This window comes from Streptomyces laurentii, from assembly GCF_040635425.1.
GTDB lineage: Bacteria > Actinomycetota > Actinomycetes > Streptomycetales > Streptomycetaceae > Streptomyces > Streptomyces laurentii.
The window spans coordinates 58,418-78,808 of sequence record NZ_JBEYHT010000036.1; the positions used below are offsets into that span (position 1 = coordinate 58,418).

23 protein-coding genes are annotated in these 20,391 nt (G+C 71.2%); 14 read left to right on the forward strand and 9 right to left on the reverse strand.

The genetic code is table 11. The annotated features are described in order from the left end of the window. Nucleotides 1-67 precede the first annotated feature (67 nt). The 8 genes from ABZ693_RS22070 to ABZ693_RS22105 all read left to right on the forward strand — a co-directional run bounded on the left by ABZ693_RS22070 (nucleotide 68) and on the right by ABZ693_RS22105 (nucleotide 6,648). Nucleotides 68-940 (forward strand): CoA transferase subunit A, encoded by an 873-nt coding sequence (locus tag ABZ693_RS22070; protein WP_359879880.1) that lies wholly within the window; start codon nucleotides 68-70, stop codon nucleotides 938-940. Beyond that, nucleotides 937-1,692 carry a CoA-transferase subunit beta gene (locus ABZ693_RS22075; protein WP_359879828.1) on the forward strand — a complete coding sequence of 252 codons (756 nt, stop codon included), beginning with the start codon at nucleotides 937-939 and terminating at the stop codon, nucleotides 1,690-1,692. Before ABZ693_RS22070 ends, ABZ693_RS22075 begins: the two co-directional genes overlap by 4 nt. Next, nucleotides 1,689-2,735: an NAD(P)H-dependent flavin oxidoreductase gene (locus ABZ693_RS22080; RefSeq protein WP_359879830.1), complete on the forward strand. Its 1,047-nt coding sequence runs from the start codon at nucleotides 1,689-1,691 to the stop codon at nucleotides 2,733-2,735. The genes ABZ693_RS22075 and ABZ693_RS22080 overlap by 4 nt, the downstream gene beginning before the upstream one ends. Nucleotides 2,736-2,864: 129 nt before the next feature. After that, entirely contained in the window at nucleotides 2,865-3,653 is a 789-nt protein-coding gene (locus tag ABZ693_RS22085) for a 2OG-Fe(II) oxygenase (RefSeq protein WP_359879833.1), read from the forward strand. Then, the gene (locus tag ABZ693_RS22090; RefSeq protein ID WP_359879836.1) at nucleotides 3,650-4,459 is read left to right on the forward strand and encodes an SDR family oxidoreductase; all 810 of its coding nucleotides are present in this window, start codon (nucleotides 3,650-3,652) and stop codon (nucleotides 4,457-4,459) included. Before ABZ693_RS22085 ends, ABZ693_RS22090 begins: the two co-directional genes overlap by 4 nt. Beyond that, nucleotides 4,441-5,382 (forward strand): hypothetical protein, encoded by a 942-nt coding sequence (locus ABZ693_RS22095; RefSeq protein ID WP_359879838.1) that lies wholly within the window; start codon nucleotides 4,441-4,443, stop codon nucleotides 5,380-5,382. The genes ABZ693_RS22090 and ABZ693_RS22095 overlap by 19 nt, the downstream gene beginning before the upstream one ends. Before the next feature lie 54 nt (nucleotides 5,383-5,436). Beyond that, nucleotides 5,437-5,826 (forward strand): hypothetical protein, encoded by a 390-nt coding sequence (locus ABZ693_RS22100; RefSeq protein ID WP_359879840.1) that lies wholly within the window; start codon nucleotides 5,437-5,439, stop codon nucleotides 5,824-5,826. Nucleotides 5,827-5,991: 165 nt separating this feature from the next. Then, nucleotides 5,992-6,648, forward strand: coding sequence for a hypothetical protein (locus ABZ693_RS22105; RefSeq protein WP_359879843.1), 657 nt, complete (start codon nucleotides 5,992-5,994; stop codon nucleotides 6,646-6,648). Between the two features lie 35 nt (nucleotides 6,649-6,683). Here the strand turns inward: ABZ693_RS22105 and ABZ693_RS22110 are convergent, their stop codons facing one another. The 4 genes from ABZ693_RS22110 to ABZ693_RS22125 all read right to left on the reverse strand — a co-directional run bounded on the left by ABZ693_RS22110 (nucleotide 6,684) and on the right by ABZ693_RS22125 (nucleotide 10,811). Further along, nucleotides 6,684-7,841 carry an acetyl-CoA C-acetyltransferase gene (locus ABZ693_RS22110; protein ID WP_359879846.1) on the reverse strand — a complete coding sequence of 386 codons (1,158 nt, stop codon included), beginning with the start codon at nucleotides 7,839-7,841 and terminating at the stop codon, nucleotides 6,684-6,686. A gap of 45 nt (nucleotides 7,842-7,886) precedes the next feature. After that, a complete protein-coding gene (locus ABZ693_RS22115) occupies nucleotides 7,887-8,531 on the reverse strand; it encodes a TetR/AcrR family transcriptional regulator (RefSeq protein WP_435842501.1) in 645 nt (214 codons plus the stop codon). Between the two features lie 253 nt (nucleotides 8,532-8,784). Further along, nucleotides 8,785-9,603: an SDR family oxidoreductase gene (locus ABZ693_RS22120; protein ID WP_359879849.1), complete on the reverse strand. Its 819-nt coding sequence runs from the start codon at nucleotides 9,601-9,603 to the stop codon at nucleotides 8,785-8,787. After that, a complete protein-coding gene (locus ABZ693_RS22125) occupies nucleotides 9,600-10,811 on the reverse strand; it encodes an acyl-CoA dehydrogenase family protein (protein ID WP_359879851.1) in 1,212 nt (403 codons plus the stop codon). Before ABZ693_RS22125 ends, ABZ693_RS22120 begins: the two co-directional genes overlap by 4 nt. 110 nt (nucleotides 10,812-10,921) lie before the next feature. Between ABZ693_RS22125 and ABZ693_RS22130 the strand changes: the two genes are divergently transcribed. The 3 genes from ABZ693_RS22130 (at nucleotide 10,922) to ABZ693_RS22140 (ending at nucleotide 14,052) form a co-directional block, all read left to right on the forward strand. Then, complete coding sequence (locus ABZ693_RS22130; protein ID WP_359879853.1) at nucleotides 10,922-12,091, forward strand: acyl-CoA dehydrogenase family protein; 1,170 nt, start codon at nucleotides 10,922-10,924, stop codon at nucleotides 12,089-12,091. Next, nucleotides 12,091-13,062 (forward strand): acyl-CoA dehydrogenase family protein, encoded by a 972-nt coding sequence (locus tag ABZ693_RS22135; RefSeq protein ID WP_359879854.1) that lies wholly within the window; start codon nucleotides 12,091-12,093, stop codon nucleotides 13,060-13,062. Before ABZ693_RS22130 ends, ABZ693_RS22135 begins: the two co-directional genes overlap by 1 nt. Before the next feature lie 72 nt (nucleotides 13,063-13,134). Next, nucleotides 13,135-14,052: a DUF6891 domain-containing protein gene (locus ABZ693_RS22140; protein WP_359879856.1), complete on the forward strand. Its 918-nt coding sequence runs from the start codon at nucleotides 13,135-13,137 to the stop codon at nucleotides 14,050-14,052. Between the two features lie 29 nt (nucleotides 14,053-14,081). Here ABZ693_RS22140 and ABZ693_RS22145 read toward each other — a convergent pair whose 3' ends face one another. The 3 genes from ABZ693_RS22145 to ABZ693_RS22155 all read right to left on the reverse strand — a co-directional run bounded on the left by ABZ693_RS22145 (nucleotide 14,082) and on the right by ABZ693_RS22155 (nucleotide 15,883). Next, nucleotides 14,082-14,582: a nucleoside deaminase gene (locus ABZ693_RS22145; RefSeq protein WP_359879859.1), complete on the reverse strand. Its 501-nt coding sequence runs from the start codon at nucleotides 14,580-14,582 to the stop codon at nucleotides 14,082-14,084. A 167-nt stretch (nucleotides 14,583-14,749) separates the two neighbouring features. Further along, on the reverse strand, nucleotides 14,750-15,220 hold the full coding sequence (gene cynS / locus ABZ693_RS22150; RefSeq protein ID WP_359879861.1) for a cyanase: 471 nt from the start codon (nucleotides 15,218-15,220) through the stop codon (nucleotides 14,750-14,752). Between the two features lie 57 nt (nucleotides 15,221-15,277). Beyond that, a complete protein-coding gene (locus tag ABZ693_RS22155; protein ID WP_359879864.1) occupies nucleotides 15,278-15,883 on the reverse strand; it encodes a carbonic anhydrase in 606 nt (201 codons plus the stop codon). Nucleotides 15,884-16,008: 125 nt separating this feature from the next. On the opposite strand from ABZ693_RS22155, the gene cynR reads away from it, so the two are divergent. Next, nucleotides 16,009-16,917, forward strand: a complete 909-nt coding sequence (cynR, locus tag ABZ693_RS22160; RefSeq protein WP_359879867.1) for a transcriptional regulator CynR — start codon at nucleotides 16,009-16,011, stop codon at nucleotides 16,915-16,917. A gap of 61 nt (nucleotides 16,918-16,978) precedes the next feature. Beyond that, entirely contained in the window at nucleotides 16,979-17,530 is a 552-nt protein-coding gene (locus ABZ693_RS22165; RefSeq protein ID WP_359879870.1) for an AAA family ATPase, read from the forward strand. A gap of 36 nt (nucleotides 17,531-17,566) precedes the next feature. Here ABZ693_RS22165 and ABZ693_RS22170 read toward each other — a convergent pair whose 3' ends face one another. Both ABZ693_RS22170 and ABZ693_RS22175 read right to left on the reverse strand, forming a co-directional pair. Next, entirely contained in the window at nucleotides 17,567-18,073 is a 507-nt protein-coding gene (locus ABZ693_RS22170; RefSeq protein ID WP_435842502.1) for a MarR family winged helix-turn-helix transcriptional regulator, read from the reverse strand. A 169-nt stretch (nucleotides 18,074-18,242) separates the two neighbouring features. Further along, nucleotides 18,243-18,851, reverse strand: a complete 609-nt coding sequence (locus ABZ693_RS22175) for a hypothetical protein (RefSeq protein WP_359879872.1) — start codon at nucleotides 18,849-18,851, stop codon at nucleotides 18,243-18,245. A 547-nt stretch (nucleotides 18,852-19,398) separates the two neighbouring features. Here ABZ693_RS22175 and ABZ693_RS22180 point away from each other — a divergent pair. Next, on the forward strand, nucleotides 19,399-19,869 hold the full coding sequence (locus ABZ693_RS22180; protein ID WP_359879875.1) for a DIP1984 family protein: 471 nt from the start codon (nucleotides 19,399-19,401) through the stop codon (nucleotides 19,867-19,869). Nucleotides 19,870-20,391 lie beyond the last annotated feature (522 nt).

Below are 20,391 nucleotides of genomic sequence, written 5' to 3' on the forward strand. Positions count from 1 at the left end.
GGGTGGGGCCGGCGGGGCGGAGGCGACGGACAGGACGGACGGGGCGGACGGGGCGGACGGGGCGGGCATGACCGGCAAGGTCCTGACGCCCGACGAGGTGGCGGGGCGACTGCGGTCCGGGATGACGGTCGGAATCGGCGGCTGGGGGTCCCGGCGCAAGCCGATGGCCCTGGTGAGAGCGGTGCTCCGGGCCGGGATCGGTGATCTCACGGTGGTGTCGTACGGCGGTCCCGATGTCGGCATGCTGGCCGCCGCCGGCCGGATCCGCCGGCTCGTCGCCCCCTTCGCCACCCTCGACTCGATCCCCCTCGAACCCCACTTCCGGGCCGCCCGCGAGCGCGGCACCCTCGAACTGACCGAGCTGGACGAGGCGATGTTCATGTGGGGCCTGCACGCGGCCGCCAACCGGCTGCCCTTCCTGCCGGTGCGGGCGGGCCTCGGTTCCGACGTCATGCGGGTCAACCCCGGGCTGCGGACGGTGCGTTCCCCGTACGAGGACGGCGAGGAGTTCGTCGCCGTGCCCGCGCTGCGGCTGGACGCCGCGCTCGTCCACCTCGACCGCGCCGACCGGTACGGCAACGGCAGGTATCTCGGGCCCGACCCGTACTTCGACGACCTGTTCTGCGAGGCCGCCGACACCGCGTACGTCTCCTGCGAGCGGCTGGTCGACGGCTTCGGCCCGGACACCGTCCCGCAGACCCTGCTGGTCTCCCGGCACAGCGTCACCGGTGTCGTCGAGGCCCCGAACGGGGCGCACTTCACGTCCGCGGCGCCCGATCACGCGCGCGACGAGGCGTTCCAGAAGCTGTACGCGACCACCCCCTGGCCCGCGTTCGCCGAGCGCTTCCTGTCCGGCAAGAGCGAGGACGACTACCAGGCCGCCGTCCGCGCCTGGCACGAGGAGCGGACCGCCGGCGAGGACACGGAGGAACGGGCATGACGACGCACACGCCGCACACCCCACCGGAGACCGCCACCCGGGCCGAGTACTGCGTGGTCGCCTGCGCCGAGGCGTGGCGCGGCGACGGCGAGGTACTGGCCAGCCCCATGGGCCTGGTCCCGGCCCTCGGCGCCCGGCTCGCGAAGCGGACCTTCGCCCCGGAGCTGCTGCTCACCGACGGCGAGGCGACCCTGGTCGGCCTCGACGGGCGGCCCGAGGGCTGGCTGCCGTACCGCAGGCATCTGACGATGGTGACCGGAGGCCGGCGGCACGTGATGATGGGCGCCAGCCAGATCGACCGGTACGGCAACCAGAACATCTCCTGCATCGGCGACTGGAACCGGCCCGCCCGGCAGCTCCTCGGGGTGCGCGGCGCTCCCGTGAACACCCTGAACAATCCGGTGAGTTACTGGATCCCCCGGCACTCGACCCGGGTGTTCGTGGAGCGTGTCGACATGATCTGCGGTGTCGGCTACGACCACGCCGTCGGCCCGTACCACCGGCTCCCCCGCGTCGTCACCGACCTCGCCGTGCTCGACTTCGCGACGCCCGACCACCGGATGCGGCTCGCCTCCGTGCACCCGGGCGTCACGGTGGCGGAGGTGCGGGCCGCGACCGGTTTCGCGCTCGCCGTCGACGGCCCGGACGAGGAGGTGCCGGTCACCCGTACGCCGAGCGCCGCCGAACTGCGGCTGATCCGCGAGGTCCTGGACCCCGCCGGGCTGCGCGAGCGCGAGGTGAAGCCCCGGTGAGGACGGCCCTGACCGAGCTGACCGGCGTGCGGCACCCGATCGTGCAGACCGGCATGGGCTGGGTCGCCGGCCCGCGTCTGGTGTCCGCCACCGCGAACGCCGGCGCCCTCGGCATCCTCGCCTCCGCCACCATGACCACCGGCCAACTCCGGTCGGCGGTACGGGAGGTGAGGTCCCGCACCGACCGGCCCTTCGGGGTCAACCTTCGGGCGGACGCGGGCGACGCGCGCGAACGGGTCCGGATCATCGTCGACGAGGGTGTCCGGGTGGCGTCCTTCGCCCTCGCGCCGTCGCGGGAGCTGATCGCCGAACTGAAGGACGCCGGAGTCGTCGTCATCCCGTCGGTCGGGGCGCGCCGGCACGCGGAGAAGGTCGCCGCCTGGGGCGCGGACGCGGTGGTCGTCCAGGGCGGCGAGGGTGGCGGGCACACCGGGGAGGTGGCGACGACCGTGCTGCTGCCGCAGGTGGTGGACGCCGTCGGCATCCCGGTGATCGCGGCGGGCGGCTTCCACGACGGCCGCGGTCTGGTCGCCGCCCTCTCCTACGGGGCGGCGGGCGTCGCGATGGGCACCCGTTTCCTGCTCACCTCGGACTCGACGGTCCCCGACGCCGTGAAGGCCCGCTATCTGGCGGCGGCACCCCGGGACGCGCTCGTCACCACCGCCGTCGACGGCCTGCCGCACCGGATGCTGCGCACCGAGATGGTCGACGCCCTCGAACACGCGGGCCGACTACGGGCGTTGGCGCAGGCGGTACGCCGGGCGGCCGGCTTCCGGAGGCTGTCCGGCCTGTCCTGGCCGGCGATGATCCGCGACGGCCGGGCCCTGCGGCACGGCAAGGACCTGTCCTGGAGCCAGGTCCTGCTCGCCGCGAACACCCCGATGCTCCTGAAGGCGGCTCTGGTCGAGGGCCGCACCGATCTGGGCGTGATGGCCTCGGGCCAGGTCGCCGGGATCATCGACGACCTGCCGAGCTGCCAGGAGCTGGTGGACCGCGTCATGACGGAGGCGGACCGGGTGCTCCGCACCCTGCCCGCACCTTAGGGACCGTCAGACACCGGATCGGCGGCTCGCGAGTTGCGAGGCCGCCGGTTCTGCATGAGACTGTTCTCAGGGTCCTCCCCAGATCACCTCAAATTCCCTCGTTCGTTCCTGACGAGGCGGGGTGGGACGATGTATATCGACTTGAATCATTTTCTCTGCGGGCGACGTTGGCTGTTACGCACGTTCCCGTTTCCTCACGTTCTTGCGGATGATGTTTTCACTCCTGCACTGCACAGACAATTAGCGGACGAGTTCCGTGACCTCCTCCGCGCTTCCGGCGGGCATGAGTTCGAGCGGAAGATGCGCGGCTTCGAGGCGACGGGGCATGGGTTCCGACCAGGGTATCGCGGGGCCTTCGACGTCTTCTTCTCCAATGAATTCCGGCAGTTGATCTCGACTGTCTTCGACACATCCCTCACCTTCGACGTGGACGCCGGGCTGCATCATCACGAACCGGATGCCCGAAGTGGGCATATCCACAACGACCTCAATCCGGGCTGGTTCCCGGCTCGGGCGGCCGACGCTTCGCCCGAGGAGGCGATGAATCTCTCGGATCCGTCGCGCTGCGACTACCGGAACGGAAAGATCAGGAAATCCGGCGTGGAGGGAGTGGAGCGGGTACGCGCCGTGGCGCTCCTCTATTACCTCAACAACGGGCCATGGATTCCTGGCAACGGGGGCGAGACCGGGCTTTATCTCGACAGGACATTACCCGTCCTTGAACCTACGCTACTGGTTCCCCCGAAGGAGAACTCGCTCTTCGCCTTCGAGTGCACGCCTCGCTCCTTCCACACCTATCTGGAAAGTCGCGTACCGCGCAACTCCCTGATCATGTGGTGGCACCGCCCCAAGGAGGACGCGGTCGCCCGGTGGGGCGAGAAGGCGATCGTGGCCTGGCAGGGAGGGCAGCGGACATGACCGACCGGAAATCCGCGGCCACGGATGACGCGAGGGTGTGCCTGTTACTGGGCGCCGGAGGGCGGCTCGGGCGGAACTTCTGCCGCTACCTCGGTACGCGCTATCGCATCGCCGCCGTGTACCGCACCGCCGGCGACGCCGATGCCGTACGACGCCAGGAGCGAGTGATCGATCCGCTGGTCCCGGACCGCCCGCCCCCGGAGCCGCGTACGTACTTCTATCCGATCGTGGCCGACCTGGCCGATCCGTACAGCGCCAAGCGCGTCGCCGAACTCGCCCTCGCGGCCTTCGGTCACATCGATCTCGTCGTCAACGCCGCCGTGCACTACGACTTGGGCCCCGGCACCTCGACCGAGTTCCTCGAACGCCTCCCCTATCAGCTGGTCATCAATGTCGTACGGCCGCTCCAGGTGGCCGTGGAAGTCTACCGGCAGTCCTGGCAGGCGACTCCGGAGGAGAATCGACGCAACCGACGGAATGTCATCAATCTTTCCTCGGTCGCCGCGTTCAACCTGTACCCCGATTCCGGCCGGCTCGGCTACAGCGCATGCAAGGCCGCCCTCACGATGGCAAGCCGCCATCTGGCGTCGGAACTCGAACCGGCGGGAATCCGGGTCAACGCCCTCGCCCCCAATACTTTCCCTGGAATCGTCAGTGTCCAACAGGTACTTGCCGCACTGTGCGATCTGGACTCCGGATCCACCACCGGCGAGGTCCGCGTGGTCGATCGCGATCCGACCGACAGCATCCGAAGAGAAGAGACGAAAAAGAAGGGAGACTCCGCGCCATGTCGAACGGGACCGTAACACTGTTCCAAGCTCCCATTCCGGAAGGCCAGGCGCAAGCGATACAGAATCAACTGAGTCAGGCCGGTCAGCTCTCCAATCAGATCAAGACAGCTGTGCAAGGAGCCACCAATCCACAGGTCCTGGACATCGGGACGGCTTTCTCGAACGTACTGAGTTCGATTTCCCAAGGGAACTCGATCCAGGATGTGAAGGGTCACGTCCAGGATCTGCAGAGTTCACTCGCGAAGAGCGGGAATGTCCTCGCCGTCGCGGCATCCGGGGTACTTCAGCACGCGATCAACGCGGAAACCGCGGCCGAGCAGGCAGCCGACGCCTTTGGCAAGATCGACATCGGCAGCACGTCGACCATCACCGACGCGCTGAACGCCTTGGTGAACCTGTTCGTCGCGATTGCCCGCGTGGCCGCCGACGTGGGCGCCGCCCTGCTGGGCGGGCCTGCCGGAGTGGCGGTGGTAACAGCCATCAACAGCGTGGAATCCACCATGCAGCAGTCGGCCCAGACGGTGACCACTGTCGCGAACACCATCGAGGCTCAGAATCAGGATGAACCTGGGCCTGGTCCGGACGGACCGGACGGACCAGACGGACCGGACGGACCGGACGGACCAGACGGACCAGATGGACCGGACGGTCCAGACGGACCCGAACCCGGACCTGACCCAGGACCCGACCCAGGGCCCGACCCCGGACCTGACCCCGGCCCAGACCCGGGACCCGAACCCGGACTCGAACCCGGTGAACCCGGTGAACCCGGTGAACCCGGTGAACCCGGTGAACCCGGTGAACCCGGTGAACCCGGTGAACCCGGTGAACCCGGCGAGCCCGGCGAACCTGGCGAACCTGGCGAACCTGGCGAACCCGGTCCAGGCGATCCCGGCCCCGGCGAGCCGGGCTTCGAGATCAAGGCGCGGGAAGAGTAAGTCGCCCCTCTGGAAACGGAGATCGAATCCGATGGGGCGAAGAAAGGGGAAGCCATGAGTTTCGAGAGTGAGTTCACGTCCTGCATGCACGGCTCCGGCTTGCCGACTCCCGCCGAAGCGGTGACCTCTGCCGGCGAGGTCTTCCACTTCCTCGATGAACTCCACAACGCCGCCGAGCTCGCCGGAGGGACCGAGGTCACGCTCGGCGCGCTGGAAGCGGCGGGGTTCGCGGGGCTCGGCACCCTCGCCGCGGACGCGGCGGCCGTCACGGCAGCCGCCTACGCCGGCGCGGTGGCCGGGTGTGTGATCGGAGCGACCGGAAGCACCGTCTGGGATCTGCTGGCGCAGGCGGACACCAGCCAGGCCGTGGTCGGCGATGTCGTCGCGGCGGCCAATGACGCCGGAGTCGAGGTGCCATCCAAGTTCCAGGAGGAGGTCGCGTGACGACCGACGGACGAGGGCTGCCACCCATCGGCGGTGGCCCTCGTCGGTCATCAGGCCTCGCGCTCGACTCGCGGAGGGGCGCGTTCAGGTATGCCCCGAACCCGGCCGGACATTCAGCGGGAAGAGACAGCGGGAAGAGACGAGAGAGAAGGGCGGCTCCGCGACATGTCGAACGGAAATGGCAGCGTGACGCTGTTCCGGATGCCCGTACCCGGGCTCCAGGGACAGCCCATCCAGGAGCGCCTGAAGCAGGCCGGCCAGCTCTCCGAGCAGATCGGATCGGCCGCCCAAGGCGTCACCGATCCACCAAGTTCCGCCATCGGGAAGGCTTTTTCGAACGTATTGAGTTCCATTGCCCAAGACCATTCGATGCAGGACGTGGAAGGGAGCGTCCAGGATCTGCAAGGCGCGCTCACGGCGAGCGGAGACATTCTCGCCGGCGGGGCCACCGAGATACTCCAGCATGCGAGAGACACGGAGACCGCGGCCGCGAACGCGGTCCACGCGTTCGACGACACCGCCCTCGGAGCGCCTGTCACCGACGCGCTGAACGCGTTGGAGGACCTGTTCGTCGAGATAGGCCGCGTGGCCGGAGAGGTGAGTGCCGCCTTGCCGGCCGTCCCCACCGGCGCGGCACTGATCACGGCCATCGACAGCGTGGGCACCGCCATGCGGCAATCGGCCCAGGTGGTGTACCAGGCCGTGGACATGATCGAGTCCGGGGGCGTTCCCGAGCCGGGTGAGGCTGACGAACCCGGTATCCCCGGCCCGGCCGGCCCGGCACCGTCCCAGGCGAACCGACCTGGACCCGGAGGAGCGTGAGGAGGAAGCAAGATCAGCGGTGGTGGGCCCCGGCCTCACAGCCGCTCGATGATCGTCACGTTCGCCTGGCCGCCGCCCTCGCACATCGTCTGGAGGCCGTAGCGGCCGCCCGTGCGTTCGAGTTCGTTCAGCAGGGTCGTCATCAGCCGGACGCCGGTCGCGCCGAGCGGGTGGCCGAGGGCGATGGCGCCGCCGTTGACGTTGACGCGTTCCGGGTCGGTGCCGGTCTCCTTGAGCCAGGCGAGGACGACCGGCGCGAACGCCTCGTTGATCTCGACCAGGTCGATGGCGTCCATCGTCAGCCCGGTCTTCTTCAGGGCGTGCGCGGTCGCCGGTATCGGCGCGGACAGCATCCGGATCGGGTCCTCGCCGCGTACGGAGAGGTGGTGGATCCGGGCCCGCGGGGTCAGCCCGTGGACGCGGACCGCCCGCTCGCTCGCGATGAGCATCGCGGCGGCGCCGTCGGACACCTGGGAGGAGCAGGCGGCGGTGATGGTGCCGCCTTCGACGACCGGCTTCAGCCCGGCCATCTTCTCCAGGCTGGTGTCGCGGCGCGGCCCCTCGTCCGCGGCGACGTCCCCGTACGGCTCGGTCTCGCGCGCGAACCGGCCCTCGTCGATCGCGCGGATCGCTCGCTGGTGCGAGCGCAGGGCGAACTCCTCCTGGTCGCGGCGGGTGATACCCCACTGGGCGGCGATCAGTTCGGCGCCGTGGAACTGGTTGACGGGCGCGTCCCCGTACCGGGCGCGCCAGCCCTCGGAGCCGGCGTACGGGCCCTGGGTGAGGCCCAGCGGTTCGGCGGCCTGCCGGGAGGCGAAGGCGATCGGGATCATTGTCATGTTCTGGGTGCCGCCCGCGACCACCAGGTCCTGGGTGCCGGAGAGCACGCCCTGGGCGGCGAAGTGCACGGCCTGCTGGGAGGAGCCGCACTGCCGGTCGATCGTGACGCCGGGGACTTCCTCGGGCAGCCCGGCGGCCAGCCAGCAGGTGCGGGCGATGTCGCCGGCCTGCGGGCCGACGGTGTCGAGGCAGCCGAAGACGACGTCCTCGACGGCGGCCGGGTCGATGCCGGTGCGCCGGACCAGGGCGGTCAGGACGTGGGCGCCAAGGTCGGCCGGGTGGACGGCGCCGAGGCCGCCCCTGCGGCGGCCCACCGGGGTGCGGACCGCGTCGACGATGTAGGCCTCGGCCATGACTGTTCCTCCTGGCTCCTGCGCGGGTGAGGGCTGTCGGGGCTGCTAGGTGATGCGTACGGCGATCCCGTCGAGCACCATCGACAGGTACTGGCGGGCGATCTCCTCCGGGCTGTGCTGTCCGCCCGGGCGGTACCAGCTCGCGGCGACCCACACGGTGTCGCGGACGAAGCGGTAGGTGAGTCGGATGTCGAGGTCGGCGCGGAAGACGCCGGCGGCGACACCGCGCTCCAGGGTGCCGAGCCAGGCCTGTTCGAATCTGACCTGGGATTCGGTGAGGTAGTGGAAGCGGGGCTGGTCGGTGAGGTGGCGGGCCTCCCGCTGGTAGATCGCGACGGCGGCGCGGTGCCGGTCGATCTCGCGGAAGGACTCGGTGACGAGGGCCTCGATGGTCTCCCGCGGGCCGAGGCCGGCGGCGAGGACGGCGTCGTAGCCGTCCCACAGCTCGGTGAGGAAGGTCGAGAGGATCTCGTCGAGCATCGATTCCTTGGAATCGAAGTGGTAGTAGAGGCTGCCGGCGAGCATGCCCGCCGCGTCGGCGATCTGGCGGACGGTGGTGGCGTTGTACCCCTGGGCGGCGAACACGTCGGCGGCGGTGCCGAGGAGTTCTCCGCGCCGCGCGGGCGGGGTGGGCGTCACCTGCGTCTTCTTCTTCGTGGCCGGCGTCTTGGCCGGGGTCGTGGATGGCACACGTCCATTCTCGCGCCATGCCTCGCTAGGGCCTTTCTTTTGGGTCAGGCTGGGTCAGGGAGCGGGGTCCGGTGCGTGTGATCGCAAGGCGGAGGAGGGAGACAACGCGGTGGGGGTACCTCCCGTGCCCGAAGGGCTACGGGGGAGTTGGCGACTGACGACAACGCGGCGTGGGGGCACCTCCCGTGCCCGGAGGGCTACGGGGGAGCGCGTGCCGGGGCACGCGAGCCCAGCAAGATCCAAAGGAAAGGCCCTAAGCCCGTTGACTGCTGACGGAGACCGTCTCGCCGGTCAGGTACGACGTGTAGTCGCTGGCGAGCAGGACGATGACGTTGGCGACCTCCCAGGGTTCGGCGTACCGGCCGAACGCCTCGCGCGCGGTCAGTTCCTCCAGGAGCGCGGCGGAGGTGACCTTGACCAGGTGGGGGTGCATGGCGAGGGAGGGGGCGACGGCGTTGACGCGGACGCCGTACGCGGCGGCCTCGACGGCGGCGCAGCGGGTCAGGGCCATCACGCCGGCCTTGGCGGCGGCGTAGTGGGCCTGGCCGGCCTGGGCGCGCCAGCCGACGACGGAGGCGTTGTTGACGATCACGCCGGGGTGGTCGGTGTCGCGGAAGTGGCGCAGGGCGGCGCGGGTGCAGCGGAAGGTGCCGGTGAGGGTGACGTCGAGGACGCGGTGCCACTGGTCGTCGGTCATGTCGGCGAGGTCGGCGGTGCCGCCGAGGCCGGCGTTGTGGACGAGGACGTCGAGGCGGCCGTGGAGCCGTACGGCCGTGTCGTACAGAGCCTGGACCTGGGTCTCGTCGGTGACGTCGCAGGGCTGGGCGGCGACCCGGTCGGCGCCGAACTCGGTGGCCAGCGCGGTCTCGGTCTCCTTCAGGCGGCGGGTGTGGGCGTCGCTGACGAGGACGCGGGCTCCTTCCTCCAGGAGGCGGCGGGCGGTGGCGCCGCCGATCCCGGCGCCGGCGGCGGCGGTGACGACGGCGGTGCGGCCGGCGAGCAGCCCGTGCCCGGGGACGTACGGCGGGGGCGGTACGGGGGTACGGGGCGGGGGCGGCGTACGGGAGGTCATGGGCGCGGCTCCTTCGGGAGGCCGAGTACCCGCTCGGCGAGGAGGGTGCGCTGGATCTCGCTGGATCCGGCGTAGATGGTGTCGGCGCGGGAGAAGAGGAACAGCCGCTGCCAGTCGTCGAGTTCGTACGCGCCGGGGTTCCCGTACAAGCCGGGGTCGGCGTACGCGCCGGAGCCTGGCGTGCCGGAGCCCGGCGTGGCGGTCAGGGTGGCGGCCGGTCCGCGGACGCGCAGGGCGAGTTCGCCGAGGTCGCGGTGCCAGTGGGACCAGGCGAGCTTGGTGAGGGAGGGGTCGGCACCGCACAGGGCGTGGGCGCGCAGGGTGCGCAGTCCGGCCCAGGCGCGGACGAGCCGGTCGTGGACGAGCGGGTCGGCGGCGGCGCCGTTGGCGCGGGCGAGGGCGGTGAGGGCGTCGAGTTCGCGGCGGAAGCCGACCTGCTGGCCGAGGGTGGAGACGCCGCGTTCGTAGCCGAGGGTGGCCAGGGCGATGCGCCAGCCGTCGCCGGGGGCGCCGACGACGTGGCCGGCCGGGGTGCGGGCGCCGTCGAAGAAGACCTCGTTGAACTCGCTGGTGCCGGTGAGCTGGGTGATGGGCCGGATGGTGACGCCGGGCTGGTCGAGCGGGACGAGGAGGTAGGACAGTCCGGTGTGCGGGCGGGTGCCGGGGGCGCGGGGGGTGGTGCGGGCGAGGACGAAGCACCACTGGGCGTGGTGGGCGAGCGAGGTCCAGGTCTTCTGGCCGTCCACGATCCAGTCGCCGCGGTCGCCGTCGCGGACGGCGCGGGTGCGGACGGCGGCGAGGTCGGAGCCGGCGCCGGGTTCGCTGTAGCCCTGGCACCACAGTTCTTCGACTGCTCGGATCCGTGGGAGGAACCGGGCCTTCTGTTCCTCGGTGCCGTGGTCGATCAGGGTGGGGCCGAGGAGTTGCTCGCCGATGTGGTTGACGCGGGCGGGGGCGTCGGCGAGGGCGTACTCCTCGTGGAAGGCGAGCTGCTGCGCGAGGCTCGCGCCGCGTCCGCCGTACTCCTCGGGCCAGCCGACGCAGGTCCAGCCGTGGTCGGCCATGTGCCGTTCCCAGGCGAGGCGTTCGGCGAACGCCTCGTGTTCCCGGCCGGGGCCGCCGAGTCCCTTCAGAGCGGCGAACTCGCCGCTGAGCCGGGTCTGCAGCCAGTCGCGTATCGCGGCGCGGAACTCCTCGACGCTGCTCATGGCCATACGTTAACCTACCAAACACTTGTTAGGGAAGGATGTGCAGCCGCCATGCCCGACGTTCCCGGCTCTTCCCGACTCCCCCGCTCCTCAGGGGTGTTGGTGCGCTGATGGACCTCTCGTACACCGCCGAGGAGGAAGAGTTCCGCGCCGCGGCCCGCGCCTGGCTGCGGGCGCACGTACCACCCGAACCGCTGCCGTCGCTGGAGACCGCGGAGGGCTTCGCCGCGCACCGCGTGTGGGAGGGCCGACTGGCCGCCGGGGGCTGGTCGGTGGTGTCCTGGCCCGAGCGGTACGGGGGCCGGGACGCCGACCTGACGCGCTGGCTGCTCTTCGAGGAGGAGTACTACGCGGCGGGGGCGCCCGGCCGGGTCTCGCAGAACGGGGTCAGCCTGCTCGCCCCCACCCTCTTCGCGTACGGCACCGAGGAGCAGCGGGCCCGGGTGCTGCCGCCCATGGCGACCGGCGAGGTGATCTGGGCGCAGGCGTGGTCCGAGCCGGAGGCGGGTTCCGACCTGGCCTCGCTCACCTCACGCGCGGTGCGGACGGACGGCGGCTGGCTGCTGTCCGGGCAGAAGACCTGGTCGTCGCGGGCGGCCTTCGCCGACCGGGCCTTCGGGATCTTCCGCAGCGACCCCGGCCCGGCGGCGGAGGGCCGGCCGCACCGAGGCCTGACGTATCTGATGTTCGACCTGCGGGCGCCGGGCGTGACCGTGCGGCCCGTCGGGCGGCTCGACGGACGGCCGGCCTTCGCCGAACTCTTCCTGGACGACGTGTTCGTGCCGGACGAGGACGTCGTGGGCGAGCCCGGTCAGGGCTGGCGGATCGCGATGTCCGCGACCGGCAACGAGCGCGGGCTCACCCTGCGCTCCCCCGGCCGCTTCCTGGCCGCCGCCGACCGGCTCGTACGGCTGTGGCGGGAGCAGTCCGAGGCGTCGGCCGGGGTGACGGCGGACTCGGCGCTGCGCGACCGGGTGGCGGACGCGGTGATCGGCGCGCGCGCGTACCGGTTGTTCACGGCGGCGGGTGCGGCACGGCTCGCGGAGGGGGCGGACCTCGGGGCGGAGTCCAGCCTGAACAAGGTGTTCTGGTCCACGTTCGATCTCGCGCTGCACGAGACGGCGCTGGATCTGCTCGGCCCGGAAGGAGAGTCGGCGGATTCGGCGTGGGCCGAGGGGTACGTGTTCGCGCTCGCGGGTCCGATCTACGCGGGCACGAACGAGATCCAGCGCGACATCATCGCCGAGCGCCTGCTCGGCCTGCCGAAGGGCCGCCGCTGATGCGTTTCCTGCCGACCGACGAACAGCGTGCCTTCGCGCGTTCCCTGGACGCGATGCTGACCGCCGCCGGTACGCCGGGGATCGTACGGGCGTGGGCGGCGGGCGACCCCGGGCCGGGGCGGGCGCTGTGGGCGCGGCTCGGCGCGGCCGGGGTGTTCGCGCTCGCGGCGCCCGAGGCGTACGAGGGGGTGGGGCCGCTGCCGGCCGAACTCGCCCACGCCTTCGTGGAGTCGGGGCGCCACGCCGTCCCCGGCCCGCTGGTGGAGACGGTCGCGGCGACGGTGCTGCTCGCGGAACTGGGCGACCCGGCGAAGCGGTTGCCGGGCCTGGTCGCGGGCGAGACGGTCGCGACGCTCGCGCTCGACGTGTGCTCCCCGTACGCGCTGGACGCCGACGCCGCCGATGTCGTTCTGGCCGTCACCGGGGACGAGGTGTGGCTGGCGCCGGGGCATGGGGAGGTGCGGGTGTCGGCCGATCCGGCCCGGCGGCCGGCCCCGCCGCTGCCCGGGGGCGAACTCCTCGCCGCCGGGCCGGCGGTGCGGGCGGCGGCGCGGCGGGCGCGCGACTGGGCACTGCTCGCGACGGCCGCGCAGTCGCTGGGTGTGGGGCTCGCGCTGCTGGACCGGACGGTGGCGTACGCGCGGCAGCGCACCCAGTTCGGTGCCCCGATCGGCTCGTTCCAGGCGGTCAAACACCGGCTCGCGGACACGCTGCTGGGCCTGGAGTTCGCCCGCCCGCTGCTCTTCGGAGCGGCGCTCACGTGCGAGAGCGGTGATCTGGCGGCGGCCAAGGTGGCGACCGGCGAGGCCGCGTACGCGGCGGCCCGAACCGCCCTCCAGATCCACGGCGCCGTCGGCTACACCGACGAACTCGACCTCTCCCTCTGGCTCCGCAAGGCCCGCCCCCTCCGTGACGCCTGGGGCGCCCCGTCCTGGTGCCGCGCCCGCGTGCTGGCCGGCCCCACCCCGTAGAACGCCGAAGCACGGAGAACACCGAGGCAGGCGCGAGGGGGGTGTGTCAGTGGGCCATGCCAGAGTCTGCGCATGCTCGAGATCGTGGTGAAGACGGAGAACTGGGAACGGCACGTCCGCGTGTCCGCCGAGGAGCTGGCCGGGCTGGTCCGGCGCATCGGGGGTGACGGCGACCGGTTCCTGGTGCTCCAGCGGATACCCGACCTGCCCGATGTCTTCGCCCAGATCTGGCACGAGACCGGCGGCGACTACACGGTGGAGCACCGCGACGGGGCCGCCGACCGGCACTTCGAGGCGCGGGCCGGGGAACCCGAGGCCGTGATCGCGGCGCTGACCGGCTGGGCCCGCCAGGACGCCGGCTGGGACGCCGGTGTGGCGTGGTCACCGCTGGACATGGGTCCCGTCCCCGACGTACCGGCGCTCGAACTCCGCGACGACGACCGGGAGATGCTGGAGCAGCACGTCCGCGAGGTACTGGTCGGCGGTTACGCCTCCCGTGCCGAGCTGGCCGAACTCGCCGAGGAGTACCTGGTCACCGACGAGCACCGGCCGGTCTCGCGCGCGCAGGCGACGGCGCTCGCCGACCGCATGTGGCTGGAGCGGGTGGCGGAGCAGGCCGGCTGGCGGGGCGAGACCGACCCCGAACGGCTCACCCGCGCGTTCGCCGCGCTGAGCGAGGCCGGCATCACCGCCCGCGAGAACTTCGCCTGCTGCCGTACCTGCGCCGATGCCGAGATCGGCGCTCACGCCGGGCCCGAAGCCCGCGGCTTCGTCTACTTCCACTCCCAGTGCACGGACTCCGCCGCGACCGGACGCGGCCTGACGCTTCTCTACGGGGCCTTCGCCGACTCCCCCGAGGCCACCGCGGCCGTCGGCCACGAGGTGGTGGCCGCCCTCGAAGCGGTCGGCCTGCGCACCGCGTGGAACCACGACCCCAGTCGGGCCATCGAGGTTACTCCCCTGGACTGGCGCCGCCGCCTCGTCGGGTAGCAGGGGGACCGACGACCCGACCCTGAGGCTCAGCTTGCGGTCGGGACGCCGGCGACGCGGCGCTCGCCGCCGTTGCGCTCCTGCCAGAAGCGGTATACGTCAACGGCGTCGGCGCGCTCCTCGTAGCGCATCGGGAGCCGGCGCTCCTGCCAGGGCTTGGCGAACTCGTCGTAGAAGGTGTCGAGTTCGAAGTACTTGCGGTCGTCGACGTAGTGGGGCTCGTAGGCGTCGCGGGTGGTGAGGAAGACGACCTCGTCCGGCGAGCAGTAGTACAGCGAGCCCAGACACATCGGGCAGGGGTGGGCCAGCACGTAGATGGTGGTGCCGGTGAGGTGCTCGGTGCCGAGCGTGGTGCAGGCGTCGCGGATGGCGAGGATCTCCGCGTGCGCGGTGGGGTCGCCGGTCTGGGCGACCAGGTTGGGGCTCTCGGCGAGGATCTCGCCGTCCTTGACGATGACGGTCGCGAACGGACGGCCGCCCTCGGCGACGTTCCGACGGGCGAGGTCGATGGTGCGCGGGACGAAGTCCATGAGGTTCCTCCGAAGTGGGGGGAAAGAGGAGGGGAGGGGCGGAGGGGCGGGGCGGGGCGGAGGGGAGGAGGGAGGGGCGGGGCGGAGGGGGTGTCCGGCCCGCCCCTGGTGGCGCCTGGCGCGCGTACCCGTACGGGCACCGGTGCGCCTACCTGTACCCGTACAGGTCAGAAGGGCTTGGTGGGGAGGTACTTGCCGTCCAGGGTGATGACGGCGCGGTGACCGCCCTCGGGGTCCTCGACCTTCTTGACGTCGAGCCTGAAGTTGATCGCGGAGATGATGCCGTCGCCGAACTCCTCGTGCACCAGGGCCTTGAGGGTCGTGCCGTAGACCTGGAGCATCTCGTAGAAGCGGTACATCGTCGGGTCCGTCGGAATCCGGTTCGGCATCGAGCCGCGGACCGGGATGGCCTGCAGCAGCAGCGCGTCGCTCTCGTCGAGGCCCAGCAGCTCGGCCACGGCCTTGGCCGACTCCTCCGGCAGCGGGTGCTGGCCGAGAACGGCGGCGGTGGTGAAGGCCACCGACAGGCCGGACGCCTCGGCGATCTGCTTCCAGGACAGGTCCTTGCGCATCTTCGCGTCGACGGCCTTGTCCGCGAGGGCCTCACGAGCGGTCTGGTTGGACTGGGACTGCAGCATGATCGATACGTCCTTTCGGAGTGGGGGGATGAAGGGGTGAGGGGAGGGGTGGGGGGATCAGGCGGCGGCGAGGGCGCCGGCGGCGGGGCCGCCGGCCGGGGCGGTGAGGTCGTCGACGTCGCCGGTGGGGATGTCGTACACCCACCCGTGCAGGGCGACCGTCTTCTCCGCCAGCGCCCTGGCGACCGAGGGGTGGGTGGCCAGGTTCGCCAGCTGGGCGAGCACGTTCTCCCGGACCAGCGCGGCCACGTCGCCGTCGACGGTGGTACGGGCCACGGAGGCGTCCGCGAGCCGCAGCCAGTCGGCGACCGCCGGAGCGCCGGACAGGTCGTGGCCCTCGGCCAGGGCGGTCATCGCCCCGCAGGTGGAGTGACCACACACGACGATGTCCTTCACACCGAGCGCGGCCACCGCGTACTCGATGCTCGCCGCGACACCGTCGGCGCCGGGCGTGTAGGCGGGCACCAGATTGCCGGCGGTACGGATGACGAACAGGTCACCCGGCTCGGTACCGGTGATCAGTTCCGGGACGACGCGGGCATCGGAACAGCTGATGAACAGCGTCTCCGGCGTGTGGTGGGCGGCCAGATGCGCGAAGAGCTCCGCCTTGGCCGGAAAGACATCCCTCTGGAAGCGGGCGACGCCCTCGGTGAGGTCGGGCACGGGTCACTCCTCTCAAGACGCCCAGCCCCCGGTGGGCTGGTGACATCCACCCTGCATGACCCGTACCTATAGAGTCCAAGAGTTGTTGGGCATAAAAGCTATCGACCGCATCTATAGTCGACCTCATGGCCACTCTCGAACTGCGTCACCTGCGCTATCTGCTCGCGGTGGCCGAGCACGGCACGTTCACCCGCGCCGCCGAGGAGCTGCACATCTCCCAGCCCACGCTCTCCCAGCAGGTCAAGCAGCTGGAGCGGACCCTGGGCGTGCAGCTGCTCGACCGCACCGGCCGCACCGTGCGCCTCACCGACGCGGGCGCCGTCTACGCCGACCACGCCCGGCGCGCGCTGCGCGACCTGGCCGCCGCCGAGCGCGCCGTCCACGACGTCCAGGACCTCTCCCGCGGCCACCTGCGCCTGGGGCTCACCCCCACCTTCACGGCGTATCTGCTCGGCCCCCTCACCGCCGAGCTGCACACCCGCCACCCCGGCATCACACTGACCGTGCGGGAGACCAGCCAGGACCGCATCGAAGCCGCCCTGCTCGCCGGCGACCTCGATCTCGGCATCGCCTTCGGCGGGCCCCACCTGCCCGGCGTCGCCGCCACCGCGCTGTTCACCGAGACCCTCAGCCTCGTCACCGGCACCGCGCGCGCCCGGGAGCTGCCGGACCCCCTACCGGTCCACTCCCTCCAGGACGAACAACTCGCCCTGCTCAGCGCCGACTTCGCCACCCGCGGTCACATCGACGCCTACCTGGCCCGGCACCGGACCGCCCCGCGGACCACGATCGAGGCCAACTCCGTCCAGGCCCTCACCGAGATCGTCCGGCGCACCCCGCTCGCCACCGTCCTGCCCGACGCCGTCACCCATGACCACCCCCACCTCACCCCCGTCCCGCTCGACCCGCCCCTCCCCACCCGCACCGTCACCCTCCTGCACCGCGAGGGCGCCTACGCCAGTGCCGCGGCCCGCGCCTTCACCCGGCTCACCCACGACCTCGTCCGCGCCCGCGGATACGCTCCGCCCGAGTAGGCCGAGACCGCCGCCACCGCCGCCACCGCCACCGCCACCGCCACCGATGAGGGAGAGAACCGTGGAGCACACCGAGCCGGGCCCCGCCGTCGTCCTGATCACCGGCGTCATGGCCGCCGGGAAGTCCACCGTGGCCGAGCTCCTCGCCCGCCGCCTGCCCCGGGCCGCGCACGTCCGCGGCGACCTGTTCCGGCGGATGATGGTCTCCGGCCGGGAGGAACCGCTGCCCGACGCGCCGCCTGAGGCCCGGGCGCAGATGGAGCTGCGTCACCGGCTGTCCGCCCTGGTCGCCGACGAGTACGCGCGCGACGGCTGGACCGCGGTCGTCCAGGACATCGTCCTGGGGGACGACCTGCCCGCGTACGCCGCGCGGATCCGCACCCGTCCGCTGTACGTGGTCGTGCTGGCGCCCTCCGCCGAGACCGTACGGAGCAGGGAGTCCGGGCGGGACAAGACCGGGTACGGGGAGTGGTCGGTGGAGGCGCTCGACCGCGTCCTGCGCGAGCGGACGCCGCGCGTCGGGCTCTGGCTGGACACCTCCGGCCAGGGACCGGACCAGACGGTCACCGCGATCCTGGAGGGGCTCCCCGCGGCGCGCGTGGACACGTACTGACGGGAGCCGTCCGGGCGTTCCGTTCCCGTGGGCCGTTCAGGCCGTGTGCCCCTCGACGTTGGCGATCATCCGGCGCAGCACCTTCAGCGCCGCCACGTACTCCTCGTCGCTGACGCCCTCGTGGACCACGGCGCGCAGCTCGGTCGCCAGCTCGCGCAGCCGGACCCTGGCCGCCTCCCCCGCCTCGGTGAGGCGCAGACGCCGTTCGTCGTCGAACCGCAGCCAGCCGCGGTGGACCAGTTGGTCGACGACGCGGCTGATCTCGTGCGGCCCGTCGGCCGGCGGGGTCAGCTCGGCGACCGTCTCCTCGCGGCTCGGCGCCTCGGGCCGGTAGGTCACATGGTTGAGCACCCAGTACTGCGGCTGCGTCACGTCGACCCTGGCCATCGCGTCTCGCAGATGCCGGGTGACGGCCGTGTGCGCCAGGCCGCTCCAGTAGCCGACGGGCTGGGTGGCGAGCATGTCGTCCGCGGCGGCCGGATGCGCGGACGCCTGGTCGGTGGCGGCGGTCACGGGCGTACTGGTGTCGGTCAGTTGATCCACTCAGCCGACGCTACCCGCGCCCGCCGGCGGCGGACACCCCGCGCCGGAGCACGACAGTCGCCACCAGGAGCGCGGGGCGGGGCACGCGGGGACCGACGAATTCACGCGACCGATTCCGGCCACGCGTTCTCGACGTCCTCTCGGGCCGGGCCCGAGAGATGACGCCGTCTCAGATGGTCGGGGTGTCGTCGACGACCGGCTTGTGGACCTCGATGACCGGCTTCCATCCCGAGGAGAACTCGATGAAGTCCGCACGGGTGGGGTAGGTGTCGACCGCGCGACGGTCACGCTTGGGGGTTTCGGTCGCCTTGCGCCCCCGGGGAACCTGCTCCTCGAAGATGTCGACCTTCACGTCGGGAACCTCCTTGAGGCCCTGGCGCCAGATCTGCACGACGTCGGCGCCGAACGCCTGCCGGGCCGCGGCGTAAAGGGCCGTGAGGGCCCCCTTGTCCCCACCGGGGACGAAGAGCGCCAGGTCCAGCACGACACCGGCGGACTGGAGGACCTCGATGGTCGCCGAGCCGTTCTCGTCGGCGACGTAGACCCCGGCTTCATTCTCGTCGTCGGGAAGGCAGGTGACCTCTTCCTGGAATACGGTTCGCGCCGTGATCGAGCCGCCCTCGAATTCCTCACCGGGCTCGGTCAGAAAAGCGGGGACATAGCAGCCGGGAAGCTTGAGTTCTGCCGTGTCGGCGGAAATGAAGACCCTGTCCTTGACGCCGAGATTCGTCACCTCTTCCAGCGAGATGCGGCGAGCGGCGATCTTCTCCGTGTTCACGATTTCCCTTTCAGGTTGCACTGTCCCTCAGAACAAGGACGCTATCACGAAATCACGAGGTCAACTGCCCAGTAATCGCTGGGTAAATGACGTCCGATGAGCTGCGCGGGAAGGCGCCGAAGCGAGCGCCACCGGACCAGGAACGCGCATCCGCCCGGCAGTGTCTCTCGCCATGGCGTGAGGGATCAACTGGCGGTTGCATTTCGGTGCGTTGGGTAACGCAGAGGAACCAATGGGGAGTTTACGGAAGATATCCCCCATATCATCTTCGGGACGATGGCGGCGAGATAAGGCGCCCCCTTCGCGCCGGGGCGCGTTCTCTGCCCACAGTAAGGAGAAACCTCGCGATCGGAGCTCCCCGCCCGACCGGTGCCCGCGACATCACCTCCAGCCCTCGACGGGCAACCCGGGACCGATCCCGACCTCTCACCCTTTTCGACCTCACACGACCAAAGCGGACGGCCTCGCGCTGCGCCGAAACCCCTTCGTCTGAGCCGGTTCGCACTTCCTATACTCGTGCCGGCTCATAGAGGGGGAGGTGGCGGCCATGAAGCTTGCCGAGGCACTGGCGGAACGCGCGGAGGCGACGCGCCGTGTAGAGCAGTTGCGCGCACGCGTCGTCGACAGTGCGCGGTATCAGGAAGGCGAGACGCCCGCCGAGGACGCGGCCCAGCTGTTGGCCGAGGTCGCCGGGACGCTGGACTCTCTGGAGAGCCTGATCCGGCGGATCAACCGGACCAATGCCACCGTGGAAACGGGTCCGGACGGCACCCTGACCGACGCGCTCGCGCGCCGGGATGTCCTGCGGCTGCGTCACTCCGTGGTCACCGCGGCGGCGGACGCGGCGGCCGGCAAGGGCGAGCGGGGATACGGCCGGCAGCTCCGGTCCGAGCTGGTGATGCTGTCCGCGCTTCCGGTCGCGGAACTGCGCGGTCAGGCGGATGTGCTCGCCCGGGAGATCCGGGAGATCGACGTGCGGATCCAGCGGACGAACTGGGAGGTCGATCTGCTGGACTGAGCAGTCCGGCCGACGGAAACGATGTGGAGCAGGTAGCCGCTTCGGAGGCGTGCACATACCGGGGGCTGGCGGTTTTCCAGCCCACGCTGGCGCGTGAAGAGCAACGCGGGGTTCGACTCCCCATTCAACAGTGCAGCTCAGCACCGCGCACAGGTAACCGTGCACAGCACACAGCACATCACCACGTGCAGATCCGGGGCGGCGAGGGCGGGTTCGGGGCTTTCCACATCACAGCAGCAGCACCATGGGGAACGATGAGGAGAACGGCGGCCTCCGGCTCTGTCGGCGGCTCGGCCGTCCTCCCGTTTCCCCCGCCGACCGACATGTCACGGTGAGGGCCCTCGCTCGGGCACAACCCCGCATCGGCCGCCCGCGTGACGTGCGGCGCCGTCGTGCCGCCGGTCCCCTGCACCGGACCCCGCCGAAACTAGTGCCGCATCAGGCAACCTTCGCCTCTCGTGACGAGTCGCCCGGTCGCTGCGGTTGGCAGCTCCGGGCGATCAGAATGATCACGTGGCTGAA